At 73.6% G+C, this 13,330-nt stretch carries 10 protein-coding genes; 4 read left to right on the top strand and 6 right to left on the bottom strand.

Annotation, left to right across the window (positions count from 1 at the left end):
* The first annotated feature begins 2 nt into the window (after positions 1-2).
* Both ACZ52R_RS34465 and ACZ52R_RS34460 read left to right on the top strand, forming a co-directional pair.
* A complete protein-coding gene (locus ACZ52R_RS34465; protein ID WP_465664653.1) occupies positions 3-989 on the top strand; it encodes an ArsR/SmtB family transcription factor in 987 nt (328 codons plus the stop codon).
* 231 nt (positions 990-1,220) lie between these two features.
* Positions 1,221-3,524 (top strand): glycosyl hydrolase family 18 protein, encoded by a 2,304-nt coding sequence (locus tag ACZ52R_RS34460; RefSeq protein ID WP_465754776.1) that lies wholly within the window; start codon positions 1,221-1,223, stop codon positions 3,522-3,524.
* A 228-nt stretch (positions 3,525-3,752) separates the two neighbouring features.
* Here ACZ52R_RS34460 and ACZ52R_RS34455 read toward each other — a convergent pair whose 3' ends face one another.
* Positions 3,753-4,904 carry a geranylgeranyl reductase family protein gene (locus tag ACZ52R_RS34455; RefSeq protein ID WP_360509821.1) on the bottom strand — a complete coding sequence of 384 codons (1,152 nt, stop codon included), beginning with the start codon at positions 4,902-4,904 and terminating at the stop codon, positions 3,753-3,755.
* Positions 4,905-5,311: 407 nt separating this feature from the next.
* Between ACZ52R_RS34455 and ACZ52R_RS34450 the strand changes: the two genes are divergently transcribed.
* Positions 5,312-6,676 carry a M20/M25/M40 family metallo-hydrolase gene (locus ACZ52R_RS34450; RefSeq protein WP_465626484.1) on the top strand — a complete coding sequence of 455 codons (1,365 nt, stop codon included), beginning with the start codon at positions 5,312-5,314 and terminating at the stop codon, positions 6,674-6,676.
* Here ACZ52R_RS34450 and ACZ52R_RS34445 read toward each other — a convergent pair.
* The gene (locus ACZ52R_RS34445) at positions 6,652-7,488 is read right to left on the bottom strand and encodes a DUF4184 family protein (RefSeq protein ID WP_465626482.1); all 837 of its coding nucleotides are present in this window, start codon (positions 7,486-7,488) and stop codon (positions 6,652-6,654) included. The genes ACZ52R_RS34450 and ACZ52R_RS34445 overlap by 25 nt on opposite strands.
* Positions 7,489-7,621: 133 nt before the next feature.
* Positions 7,622-8,689 (bottom strand): NUDIX hydrolase, encoded by a 1,068-nt coding sequence (locus tag ACZ52R_RS34440; RefSeq protein WP_465626480.1) that lies wholly within the window; start codon positions 8,687-8,689, stop codon positions 7,622-7,624.
* A 416-nt stretch (positions 8,690-9,105) separates the two neighbouring features.
* Between ACZ52R_RS34440 and ACZ52R_RS34435 the strand changes: the two genes are divergently transcribed.
* On the top strand, positions 9,106-10,020 hold the full coding sequence (locus tag ACZ52R_RS34435) for a PfkB family carbohydrate kinase (RefSeq protein WP_465754775.1): 915 nt from the start codon (positions 9,106-9,108) through the stop codon (positions 10,018-10,020).
* A 97-nt stretch (positions 10,021-10,117) separates the two neighbouring features.
* Here the strand turns inward: ACZ52R_RS34435 and ACZ52R_RS34430 are convergent, their stop codons facing one another.
* The 3 genes from ACZ52R_RS34430 to ACZ52R_RS34420 all read right to left on the bottom strand — a co-directional run.
* Entirely contained in the window at positions 10,118-10,993 is an 876-nt protein-coding gene (locus tag ACZ52R_RS34430; protein ID WP_360509810.1) for a C40 family peptidase, read from the bottom strand.
* Positions 10,994-11,350: 357 nt separating this feature from the next.
* Entirely contained in the window at positions 11,351-12,772 is a 1,422-nt protein-coding gene (locus ACZ52R_RS34425) for an acyl-CoA synthetase (RefSeq protein ID WP_465664658.1), read from the bottom strand.
* Between the two features lie 280 nt (positions 12,773-13,052).
* The coding region (locus tag ACZ52R_RS34420; protein ID WP_402416855.1) for an electron transfer flavoprotein subunit alpha/FixB family protein at positions 13,053-13,330 on the bottom strand (278 nt) is incomplete at its 5' end.

The raw sequence follows: 13,330 nt of genomic DNA, 5'->3' as shown, positions 1-13,330 counted from the left end.
TCGTGCACCGGTTCACCCTCCGTCTGGCCGACCTCGCCACCACCTGGTTCGCCGCCTCCCCGATCCACGAGGCCGTGCTCAGCCTGCGGATGTGGACCCACCCAGGCGTCTACCACCTCCAGACCCGGACCTTCGAACAGCTCAGGCCCGCCTTCGAACGGCTTGACTCCCGGCTACTGCTCTCGCTCGTCGCCGAGAACCGCTTCGTCCCGGACTTCCTGACGCCCCGCCCGTCCTCCCCCTCCCCCGACTTCCGCTCCGAGCTCGCCGTCGTCCGCGCGTTTCCGCCGGAACAGTTGCGCGCCGAACTGGAACAGACCTTCCGCTCGCACGGCCGGCCGCTGCCCGCCGAGCTCTCCGCCGGACTGGCCGCCCCGGAGCGGCTGTTGGCGCGGATCGCCGACGCGCTGGAGGAGTACTGGGAGGTATGTCTCGCGCCCACCTGGTGGCCGCATGCCCGCGTGGTACTGGAGGCCGATCTGGTCCACCGCGCCCGGTTGCTCGCCCGCCACGGCGCGGCGGCCCTCTTCGCCGACCTGGACCACCGGCTCCACTGGGCGAACGGCGTGCTGTCGATCAGCCGGGACTGGGCGGACGGGGACGTGGAGACCCCCGTGGACGGGCGTGGCCTCGTGCTCTGCCCGACCTTCTTCGTTCGTGGCGCGATCACGATGATCAGCAACGACCGTGCGCCACAGATCAGTTACCCGGCGCGCGGGCAGGCGGGCATGGCCGGCCAGGGCGCGCCGGTGGCGCCGCAGGCCGTGGAGGCTCTGGTCGGCGCCCCGAAGGCGCGACTGCTGACCATGCTCGCCGAGCCCGCCTCCACCACCGAGCTCGCCTACCGCCTCGGCGTCACTCCTGGCGCGGTCAGCCAGCACCTGTCGGTCCTTGCCGCCACCGGCCTGGTCACCCGGGCCCGGCACGGCCGCTCGGTGCTGTATCGGCGCAGCCCGCTCGGGGACCAGCTGACAGGGGCGAACAGATAACAGACGACGGGACGGATAACGGGCGACAACGAACAGACGACAGCAGACAGATAGCAGATATTGAACTCTGTCATCCGCCCGCCACCCAGTGGTACAGACCTGTTGACGCATTGGTCCAGTCCTCCTACAGTGCCCATGCCACCGCCCCCCACGGCACAGGCGCCGATCGCACACGTATCACCCCCGGTTCTACATCACCCTGTTCCAACCCCCACAGTCGCAGGGAGAACCATGTCCGCTCGATCCCGGGCCGGACGCCCACGCGTGCGCAGCAGACTGCTCGCACTGCTCAGCGTCCTGCTCCTCCCCCTCGCCACGCTCACCGTGCTGGCCGCCCCGGCGAACGCCGCCGGAAAGCTCACCGCCACCTTCACCACCGCCGACAACGGCTCCTGGTGGCAGGGCACCTACATCGTCCACAACGACAACGCGACCGCCGTGTCCGGCTGGACCCTGGAGTTCGACCTCCCGGCGGGCGTCACCATCGGCAACAGCTACAACGGCACCGCCACCGTCAACGGACGGCACGTCACCGCGACCGCCGCGTTCTACAACTCCACCGTCAACGCCCACAGCACCACCGAGCCGTACAGCTTCTGGTTCGTCGGTAGCGGCCCGGCCTCCACCCCGCTCAACTGCCGTATCAACGGCGACAAGTGCGACGGCACCCCGGACGTCCCGCCGTCCGCCCCGGGCGCCCCGACGGTCAGCGAGTCCACCGCGCACACGCTGGCCCTGAGCTGGCCGTCCGCCACCGGCGGGGACTTCCCGGTCGCCTCGTACGACGTGCTGAACGGCAGCACCGTCCTCGCCTCCGGCCCGACCACCGGCGCCCTGGTCACCGGTCTCACCCCGGCCACCTCCTACACCCTGACCGTCCGCGCCAAGGACAGCCGCGGCAACACCGGCCCGCTCAGCGCGCCCGTCACCGGCGCCACCTTCGACCCGTCCACCGACCCCGTCCCGCCCACCGCGCCCACCAACCTCCGCACCACGGCTGTCAGTTCGACGGACGTGACGCTCGCCTGGAACGCCGCGGCCGACAACGTCCGGGTCGCCGCGTACGACGTCTACCAGGGCGGCACCCCGGTGGCGACGGTCACCGGCAAGACGCTGACCGCGACCGTCGGCAGCCTCTCGCCGTCCACCACCTACACCTTCACCGTGAAGGCCCGCGACGCCGCCGACAACGTCTCGCCCGCCTCCGCCCCGCTCACCGCCACCACCTCGGACCTGGTCGGCGCCGGGAAGTACGCCCGGGTCGGCTACTTCGTCCAGTGGGGCATCTACGGCCGCCAGTACTTCGCCAAGAACCTCGACACCTCGGGCAGCGCCGCCAAGCTCGACGTCATCAACTACGCCTTCGAGAACATCGATCCGGTCAACCTGACCTGTCTCTCGGGTGTCACCAAGGGCACCACCGCCAACCCGCAGGACCCGGACCAGGGCACCGGAGCCGGTGACGCCGACGCCGACTACGCCCGACCGATGAGCGCCGACCAGTCGGTGGACGGCGTGGCCGACGACGGCTGGGGCAAACTCCGCGGCAACTTCAACCAGTTGAAGAAGCTCAAGGCCAAGTACCCGAACCTGAAGGTGGTCGTCTCGCTCGGCGGCTGGACCTACTCCAAGTACTTCTCGGACGTCGCCGCCACCGACGCCTCCCGCCAGAAGTTCGTCAAGTCCTGCGTCGACACCTGGATCAAGGGCAACCTGCCGGTCTACAACGGCGCCGGCGGTGACGGCGTGGCGGCCGGGATCTTCGACGGCATCGACCTCGACTGGGAGTGGCCCGGCTCCGGCGACGGCCACGCCGGCAACCACTGGAGCGCCGACGACAAGGCCAACCTGACCCTGCTGCTGGCCGAATTCCGCAAGCAGCTCGACGCGTCGGGCGGCTCGCACAAGCTGCTCACCGCCTTCACCCCGGCCGACCCGGCGAAGGTCGCCGCGGGCTGGGACCTGAGCAGGATCTTCGGCTCACTGGACATCGCCAACGTCCAGGGCTACGACTTCCACGGCTCGGGCAGCGACAACTCCTGGGAGCCCAACCGCACGGGCCACCAGGCCAACCTCTACCAGGACCCGAACGACCCGTACGACGTCCACTTCAGCGTGGACGCGGCCGTCCGGACCTACCTCGGCGCCGGGGTCAACCCGCGCAAGCTCACCATCGGCTTCCCGTTCTACGGGCGCGGCTGGCAGGGCGTGGCGGACGGCGGTGCGAAGGGGGTCTGGCAGTCCGCGGGCGGCGCCGCACCGGGCCAGTTCGCCGAGGAGGCCGGCACGCGCGGGTACCACAACCTGATCACCAGCGTCTCCGGCCTCACCGTCTTCCACGATCCCAAGTCCATGGCGACGTACGGCTACACGGGAGCCGGCGGCCAGTGGTGGACCTTCGACGACGCCTGGTCGATCGCCCGGAAGACGGCCTACCTCAAGTCGAAGAACCTGCTCGGCGGCATGATCTGGGAGATGTCCGGCGACACCCCGTCCGGCACGCTCATGACCGCCCTCGACACCGGGCTGAAGTGACCCGCACGCCCGCCCGGACGCCCGCCCACACGCCCGCCCCGAGGCTCACCAGTCGGAACAACTAGCCCACCATGCAAGGCAAACGGGGCCGGCGCCCCTCCACCCGGGAGGAGCACCGGCCCCACATCGGCCCAACGACCCGACGGCCCTACAACCCGACCGCCCTACAACCCGACCGCCCTACAACCCTACAACCCGACGGCCCGACGGCCCGACGGCCCGACGGCCCTAACGCGACGCCATGGACGTCAGCTTCCGCGCCGCCCGGTACTGCCGCAGCACCTGGGAGAAGGTGGTGTGCCCCTGGGTGGTCCGGGCGAAGGCCCGCCAGGCCGCCGGCACCAGGCAGACCGCCGCGTGGAACAGGTACGGCCGCCGCTCGAAGGCGCCCAGCAGCTGCTTGCCCGCGCGCATCTCCACGCCCAGCCCGGCCTTGATGGCGAAGGCGTAGTTCAGCGCCTCGCGCCGCACCGCAGCCGCGTTGCCCGCCTCGGCGACCTTCACCGCCCACTCGCCGGCCAGTCGGCCCGAGCGCAGCGCGTACGAGATGCCCTCGCGGGTCCACGGTTCCAGCAGTCCGGCCGCGTCGCCGGCGACCAGCACCCGGCCGCGGGAGAGCGGCGAGTCCTCGGCCCGGCAGCGGGTCAGGTGCCCGGATTCGACCCTGGGGGTGAAGCCGGACAGGCCCAGCCGCCGGATGTAGTCGGCGAGGTACTGCTTGGTCCGCTCGCCGTCGCCGCGCGCCGAGATGACGCCGACGGTCAGGCTGCTGGTCTCGGTCTTCGGGAACACCCAGCCGTAACTGCCGGTCAGCGGGCCCCAGTCGAGGTGGATCCGGCCCGCCCAGTCGGCGGCGACCTGCGGGGGCACCGGGATCTCCGCCTCCAGGCCGAGGTCGATCTGGTCGAAGGTGACGCCGACGTGCCGGGCGATCCGGCTCGCGCTTCCGTCCGCGCCGACCACCGCGCGGGCCTCGAACGTGCGCCCGTCGGCCGCCGTCACCAGCGCGGTCCGGTGCTCGCCGCCGCGCTGCTCGACACCGGTGACGGTCACTCCGGTGACCAGCACCGCCCCGGCCGCCTTGGCCGCCTGAACCAGGCGCAGGTCGAACTCGTCCCGGTTGACCAGGCCGAACAGCATCCGCTGGGAACGCCGCGTCCGGGTGAACCGCCCGTCGTACGCGAAGGTGACGGCGTACACCCGGTCCTGCAGCGGCAGCCGGAAGTCCGGCGGCAGGCTGTCCCGGGAGGGGCCGATGATGCCGCCGCCACAGGTCTTGTAGCGGGGGTGCTCGGCCTTGTCGAGCAGCAGCACGCGGCGGCCCTGGACGGCGGCGGCGTGCGCGGCCGAGGCGCCCGCCGGTCCGGCGCCGACCACCACGACGTCCCAGACGCCGTCCGGCGGCGAGGCCGCGTCGTCGAGCGGAGCGGCCGTCCCGTCGAGCGGAGCGGCCGTCCCGTCGTGCGGCGTGGCCGTCCCGTCGTGCGGCGTGGCCGTCCCGTCGTGCGGGCTGTCGAGCGGGCTGTCGAGTTCGCTACGGGAATCGGAGCTTCCGGAGTCAGTCACGTCGAGCAATCCTATGCGTCCGCCCGCCCCGCCGGACGCCGCGCCACCCGAAGCCCGCCGCACGGTTCCGCCCCCATCCGCCGTCCCGGGGGCCGAGCACCCGGCCGGTCGGGCGCCCGGCCCCCGGGGCCCCGATTCCGCTCCCCCTATGATCGGCGGTACCCCAACAGCCCCCTCCGCCCGCAGTACCCCGCGGGCGGACCCATCCCTTCGGAGCCCCGATGTCACAGCCCCTGGCCGACGCCGTCCGGTCCCTGATGGACCGTGCCCGCACCGACCTCGCCGAGCTGGTCGCCTTCCCGTCGGTCGCCGACCCGCGCCAGTTCCCGGTCGAGGAGTGCGAGAAGGCCGCGCGCTGGGTCGCCGACGCCTTCGCCGCCGAGGGCCTGACCAACGTCCGGCTGCTCGACACACCGGACGGCACCCAGTCCGTCTACGCCGAGCTGCCCGGCCCCGAGGGCGCGCCGACCGTCCTGCTCTACTCGCACTACGACGTCCAGCCCCCGCTCGACGAGGACGCCTGGCTCAGCCCCGCCTTCGAACTGACCGAGCGTGACGGCCGCTGGTACGGGCGCGGCGCCGCCGACTGCAAGGGCAACATCCTGATGCACCTGACCGCCCTGCGGGCGCTGCGCCAGGTGTACGGGGACGGTTATCCGGTCGGTCTGAAGATCATCGTGGAGGGCTCGGAGGAGCAGGGCACCGGCGGCCTGGAGCGCTACGCCGAGGCGCACCCCGAGCTGCTCACCGCCGACGCCATCGTCATCGGCGACACCGGCAACTTCGCCGCGGGCCTGCCCACGGTGACCGCCTCGCTGCGTGGCATGACGGTGGTCGAGGCCTCGGTCACCACCCTGGCCGGCAACCTGCACTCCGGTGCGTTCGGCGGCGCCGCCCCGGACGCGCTGCAGTCCCTGGTCCGGATCCTCGCGTCGCTGCACGACGAGAACGGCGACGTCTCGGTCGCCGGACTGAACACCGACCAGACCTGGGAGGGCGTGCAGTACCCGGAGGAGCAGTTCCGCGCCGACGCCAAGGTGCTCGACGGCGTCGCCCTGACCGGCACCGGCAGCATCGGTGACCGCCTCTGGGCCCGCCCGGCCGTCACCGTCCTCGGCATCGACGCCCCGCCGGTGATCGGCGCGACCTCCTCCGTCCAGGCCGCCGCCAAGGCCCTGATCAGCGTGCGCGTCCCGCCGGGCATGGACGCCTCCGCCGCCCAGGACGCGCTGGTGGCCCACCTGGAGGCGAAGGTCCCGCTCGGTGCCCGGCTCACCGTCCAGCGCCAGGGCTCCGGCGCCCCGTTCCGCGCCGACACCAGCGGCCCGGCGTACGAGGCGATGGGCGAGGCCATGGCCGAGGCCTTCGGCACCGGGATGGTCGCCTCCGGCCAGGGCGGCTCGATCCCGCTCTGCAACACGCTGCGCACGCTCTACCCGCAGGCCGAGATCGTGCTGATCGGCGTCGAGGAGCCGACCGCCCAGATCCACGCGGTCAACGAGAGCCTCGACCCGCAGGAACTGGAGCGGATGGCCCTCACCGAGGCCCTCTTCCTCCGCCGCTACGCCGAACTGCGCTCCGTCTGACGGACGTCGGGCCGGGGGCTGCCGCTCGCGGCCCCCGGTCCGGGCCGCCCGCCGCGCAACCGGCGGGCGGCCGCCACCACCGCCGCGTACCCGACGGCGCCCACCGCGAGCCCGGCCCCGGCCCCGAAGCAGACCTCCGGCACCAGGTTGCGCTTCAACGGGCTGAGCCGGTGCAGCACCCCGGCCGCCGTCGCCGCGCCCAGCACCGCGACGGCGGCCCGCCGCGTCCGGGGCGCGAGCCCGACGGCCGGCCGCACCGGCTCGACCGCCCGCACCGCGCGCGCCGCCCAACCCCCCATCGCCGCCAGCGCGAGCGCCGAACTGCCGTACTGCAGCGCCTCGTACATCGGCACCCCGGCCAGCGACCGGTCCAGTACGGGCAGCAGCCGGACGCCCAGCCGCCCGCCGTGCGTGAACGCGTCCCAGCCGACGTGGGTGGCCGCGCCGATCGCCGCGGACGCCGCGAACCAGACCGCCCCGGCCTCCGCACCCGTGCCGGACCGCCGGACCGTCAGCGCCTCGGCACCACCGGCCCACCGCTCGGGCAGCAGCGCGACCAGCGGTCCGCGCAGCAGCCCGTGCCAGCCGGCCACCAGCGCGCCGGCGATCGCCACGTCCAGCGTCGGCACCGCCCACCAGCTGTGCGTCAGCCCACCGTGGGCGTACACCCCGGGCAGCAGGGACTCGGCGAAGAACGGCACGTCTGGCGCCATCGACCCGGCGACCAGCGCCGACGCGACCAACGGCCCACGCACCCCGGCGCGGCGCAGCAGGGGCAGGACGGCGGCGGGGTGGCTCAGCGTGAACGGCATGCCCCCATCCTCCCGCCCCCGCCGACGGCCCGGCGAACCCGGTGGCCGGGCGAACCCGACAGCTCAGCGACCCCGACAGCCCGGCGACCCCGGTGTTGCGGCTACACCGCGGCCACCCGCCCGCCTACGCCGCCTACGCCGCGTCCGCCGCGCTCGCCAGCCCCACGGCCACCCGGCACCCCGCCTCCAGGTACCGCAGCTCGCCACTGCGCCGGGCGTCCAGGGCGGCCGCCAGGCGCCGGTACCGGCTCGGGGGCAGCAGTTCGGCGGCCTCGTCCAGCGTGACGAAGCGCCAGCTGCGCAGCTCCTCCTGCTGCAGCAGCAGGTTCTGGCGGCCCGCCGCGTCCAGCAGACCGCCGTCGTACATCAGCCGCAGGCCGCCGCGGCGCGGGCCGGTGCGCGGCTCCCAGTCGACGGCGAGAAGGCGCAGCCCGGACGGGTCGAGGCGCAGGCCCAGCTCTTCGGCGGTCTCGCGCAGGGCGGCGTCGGTGGGGGCCTCGCCGCGCTCGACCACGCCGCCGGGGAAGTCCCAGTCGGGCTTGTAGACGGGGTCGACGAGCAGGACGCGGTCCTGCTCGTCGAAGAGCAGGACGGCGGAGGCCACGGTGTCCCCGGTCGGGTCCGGGCTCTGGACGATCGGGCAGCGGGCGGCGCCGACCCGGACCAGCTCGGCGATCCGGAGGGCGGTCTCCCGGGGCGTGAGCTCGCCGGTGTCGAGCATCCGGGCGTCCCCGACCAGCCAGCGGCGGGCGGCGCGGTAGCGGGGCAGGTGCTCGAGGCACCAGGTCCGGACCCGTTCGCTGGCCTCCGGGTCGCCCGGGCACTCCTCGCGATGGGCGATGCGCTCACGCAGGATCGTTTCTTCGGGATCCAGCACGAAGTGGTGCACCGCGATCCCGTGGGAGGCGAGGTCGCCGAAGATCTCGTCCCGGTAGTCCTCTCTGAGCAGGGTCATCGGGACCACCAGCGGGCCCCCGACCTCCTCGAGCAGCGCGGCCGCCGTCTCGGGGACGAGCCGACGCCAGGCCGCCAGGTCCTGGAAGTCGGACACCGTCGCCAGCCGGTCGGCCGGGAGCATCCGGCGCAGACCGAAGCCCACCAGCTCGGGATCGAAGAGCACGCTCCCGGGCAGCAGTTCCACCAGCTCGCGGCAGGCACTCGTCTTGCCCGCCCCGAATGTGCCATTGACCCAGACGATCACAACGTCCCCTGCCCCTCGACTTCCCCCGATGCCGTTCGCACCGGGCAGCGCCCCCGTCAGCCGAACCAGCGCCACCCGTGGTGGTACCCGCGCCACGCCGCTCCCCATGCCTCCTCGTCGCGCCCGCTCGCGTGCCCCGGTCTGCCCCGTGACAGCGGCATGTGCCCAGGCCAGCCGCCTGCAACCGGAAGTATGCAGACCGGTCTACCTCAAAATTGCACCCCTTCACCATCACGCACGCACAGGACCTCGGGCGGGCCGATGTCCCACGCGCGCCTGCCCGCCGCGCACACCCCGGCAACACCCTGCCCAGGCCCGCCCACCAGCCGGCGCCCCCCCGGTCGCCCCACCGGCTCGCCCCACCGGCTTGCCACGCCTGCTTGCCACGCCCGCCCCCCGGCACGTACAGAGGAACGATGAAGCTGCTGCCCGTAGGCCGAGTCGTCGTCATCGGATCGGTCAACACCGACCGGATCCTTCGCTGCCCCGTGCTCCCCGCCCCCGGCGAGACCGTCCTCGCCGACGCCGCCGCCCAGGGCTTCGGCGGCAAGGGCGCCAACCAGGCGGTGGCGGCGGCCCGGATGGGCGCGGCCACGCACCTGGTCGCCAAGGTCGGGCGCGACGCCGAGGGCGAGGCGGCGCTCGACGATCTGCACGGCGCGGAGGTCGGGACGGGCGCCGTGCTCACGCACCCCGACGCGCCCACCGGTCAGGCGATCGTCCTGGTCGACCCCTCCGGCGAGAACAGCATCGTCGTCGTCCCGGGCGCCAACGCGCACCTCACCCCGGACGAGGTGACCGCCGCCCTGGCGCGCCTCCGCCTGCTCCCCGTCGACGTGGTCCTCACCAGCAACGAGGTCCCGGCGGCGTGCATCCGCGCGACCGCCGCCGCCCTGCCCCCCGCCGGCCCCTCCGGCGCCACCCGCTGGCTGCACAACACCGCCCCCGCGGGAACCCTGCCCGACGTCGGCCCGACCGGGCGCCGTCCGCTGGTCGTCGCCAATGCCGTCGAGGCCCGCCAGCTCACCGGGGCCGCCGACGTCACCGAAGCCGCCCGGGCCCTCACCGCCCAGGCCGAGGGCGTCGTGATCACCCTCGGCGGCGACGGCGCCCTGGTCGCCGCGGACGGACGGTTGAGCCGGCTGTCCGCCCCCGCCGTCCGGGTGGTCGACACCACCGGAGCGGGCGACGTCTTCTGCGGCGCCCTCGCCGCAGAACTCGCGCGCGGCACCGACCTTCCCGCCGCGACCGCCACCGCCGTCGCCGCCGGGGCCTTCGCCGTCACCGCCCTCGGCGCCCGCGGTGCCCTCCCCCGCCCGACGGACCTCTGACCGCGCGTCGAACGACCGCCCCCGGTACAGCGCACGTCGGGGGCGCCCGACCCGATCAGGCGCCCCCGACGTGCGGACCCGCGAACCCGCGACCGCGCTACGGCCGCCCCATGTACGCCGGGTAGTAGCCGCTGCTGATCCCCGAGATCCTGATGTTGGTCCCCGGCCGCGCGGCCTCGACGTACTGGTTGTTGCCCAGGTAGATCGCCACGTGCTGGATGCCCCGCGCGGTCCCGTCCGGCGACCAGAACAGCAGGTCACCGCGGCGCAGCTGACTCGCCGTGATCGGCGTGGTCGCCTCGTACTGGTCGTTGGCGACCCGCGGCAGGCTGATGCCGCCGCGCTTGAAGGACTGCTGCACCAGGCCCGAGCAGTCGTACCCGTTCGGCCCGTTGCCCGCCGTCAGGAACGGCTTGCCCAGCTGGGCGAGCGCGTACTGCACGGCGGTCTCGACGTCCGGGTTCGCGGCCACCGAGCCGCCGGACGAACCCGAGCCCGAGGAGCCGGAGGAGGAGCCGCCCCCGGTCCGCGCCAGGTAGATGTCGTAGTGCGAGGTCCAGCGCCACTCGCCCTTGCTGTTGCGGAACCAGTAGCGCGAGCCGTCCCAGCCCTGCTTGATCCCCCCGCTCGACTTCGTGCCGCTCGAGGACTTGGCCGCGGATTGCGTCCCGCCCCCGGTCCGCGCCACGTACACGCTGTAGTGCGAGGTCCAGCGCCACTGTCCCTGACTGTTCTTGAACCAGTACCGCGAGCCGTCCCACCCGGCGTGCGCCGGCGCGGTCTCGGCAACCGCGGGGCTCACACCGGTGCCGAGGCCGAGCACACCCGCTCCGGTCGCGATCACGGCCACCATGCCTATCCCCCGGCGCAGCCGCGCGGCCCGGGACGGACGGGAGGAACGGGCGGTGGCAGCAACCTGCTGCGCGGTCGGTTCGTCGGCGGCATCCGGTGCGCCGGTGTTGACGGTGGTCATCCTGCTGACTTCCTTCACTGCTGCGGATCTCAGCGAATCGCTGCGGATCGCCGCGAATCGCTGCGGACTACCGCCGGACGGGCGGCTGCGGAACTGCTTCGAACCCGCCGTACGCCCCCGGCAACACCGGTTCGTACGACTCGGCAGATCCCCGCCCGACGTGCCGCGGCCTCCGGCCGTGCGACCGGAGGCCGCGGCGTGTCGCTCAGGGATTCAGTTCTGCCTGCTCGTCACGGTAGGCACGCGTCCGCTCACGGCGCGCAGTGGAGTGCGCCAATGGGAGGGTCACGGGCGGTCAGCACCGACGGCGCATCAGGGTGAACACCCGTCACCGGGGAGGCGTCCGACGCCCCCTCATCACCGGCCGCCGGCCTCCGCCAGCAACTGCTTCTTCAGCACCTTTCCCAGTGCGTTCCTGGGCAGTTCGGGCACCAGCACAACCCGGCGGGGCCGCTTGTGCACCGAGAGCCGCTCCGCCACAAACGCCGTCAGCTGTTCCCCCGTCACGGCACCGTCCGGGATGACGTACGCGACGATCGCCTGACCGAGGTCCTCGTCCGGCACGCCGACCACCGCCGCGTCGGCGACCGACGGGTGGTCGCGCAGCGCGGCCTCCACCTCGCCCGCGCCGATCCGGTAGCCGCCGCTCTTGATCAGGTCCACCGAGGCCCGGCCGACGATCCGGTGGAACCCGTCCGCCCCGATCACCGCGACGTCGCCGGTGCGGAACCAGCTGTCCGCCGTCCACGCCTCGGCGTCGGCGTCCGGCCGGTTGAGGTAGCCGCTGAACAGCGTCGGACCGGAGACCTGCAGCTCACCGACGGTCTCCCCGTCGCACGGCACCGGCGTGCCGTCCTCGCCGACCAGCCGGGTGCGCACCCCTTCCAGCGGCAGGCCCACGCTGCCCGGGCGCCGCTCGCCGTCCGCCCTGGTGCTGACGGTGATCAGCGACTCGGTCATCCCGTACCGCTCGATCGGGGCGTGCCCGGTGAGCGCCGCCAGCTTCTCGAACACCGGTACGGGCAGCGGTGCGCTGCCGGAGACCAACAGCCGGGCCGAGGCCAGCCGGGCCGCCGCCTCCGGGTCCGCCGCCAGCCGGGACCAGACGGTGGGCACGCCGAAGTACAGGCTGCCGCCGGCCGCCGCGTACCCCGCCGGGGTGGGCCGCCCGGTGTGCACCAGCCGGCTGCCGGTGCGCAGGGCGCCGAGCACGCCGAGCAGCAGGCCGTGCACGTGGAACAGCGGCAGGCCGTGGGCCAGGGTGTCCTCGGCGGTCCACTGCCAGGCAGCGGCCAGGGCGTCCAGGTCGGCGGCGATCGCCGCGCGCCGGATGACCGCCCCCTTGGGCGCGCCGGTGGTGCCTGAGGTGTAGAGCACGAAGCCGGTCGAATCCGCAGCCGGCTCGGCGTAGGTGGTGGTGGAGCGCTGCAGGGGGTCGACCGGCAGGCCCGTCACCGAACCGCCCTCGGGCAGCGCCTCCCCGACGGCGTGCGCGAGCAGCGCCGCACCCGAGTCCCGCAGGATGTGCTCGCGCTCCTTGGGGCCCGAGTCGGGCGGCAGCGGCACCACCGGAACGCCCGCCAGCAGGCCGCCGACCACGGCGGTGACCGTCTCGACGGTGGGCCGGGCGAGCACCGCCAGCGCAGGGGCACCGGCCACCCGGTCCGCGACGGCGGTCGCCGCGCCCAGCAATTCCTCCCGGGAGAACGCCCTGCCGTCGATCCGCAGCGCGTCCGCCGCGTCGCCGAAACCGCCCTGAAGTGCCGTCAGCAGTGCCATGCCACCGTCCTCGCCCTCGTCCCACGCTGTCGCGTCACGTCACGTCACGCACGTCCTGCACGTCACGCGTTCGGGCCATGAACTCACCTCATGCCGTCGCACGTCACGCGTTCAGGCCATGAGCTCACCTCATGCCCCCCGGCATGAGGTCGACTCATGCCCGCACGTCACACGTTCGCGCCGACTCTACGGGCCGTGGCCCCGCCCGCCGTGCTCCGGGGACGACAGAGGGCGTGGCACCGAGCACCCGGCGCCACGCCCTCCGAACCTTTCCGCGGGATCAGGCCTTGCGGGCCTTCACCTCGGCGGTGAGCTGCGGCAGCACCTGGAAGAGGTCGCCGACCACGCCGTAGTCGACCAGCTCGAAGATCGGGGCCTCGGGGTCCTTGTTGACGGCCACGATGGTCTTCGAGGTCTGCATGCCGGCCCGGTGCTGGATGGCGCCCGAGATGCCGGCCGCGATGTACAGCTGCGGGGAGACCTGCTTGCCGGTCTGGCCGACCTGGCTGCTGTGCGGGTACCAGCCGGCGTCGACGGCGGCACGCGAGGCGCCGACGG

The organism is Kitasatospora sp. NPDC034023, assembly GCF_055575795.1.
Note: the sequence above shows the minus strand (reverse complement) of the source record. Positions and strands in the feature narration are given on the sequence as shown.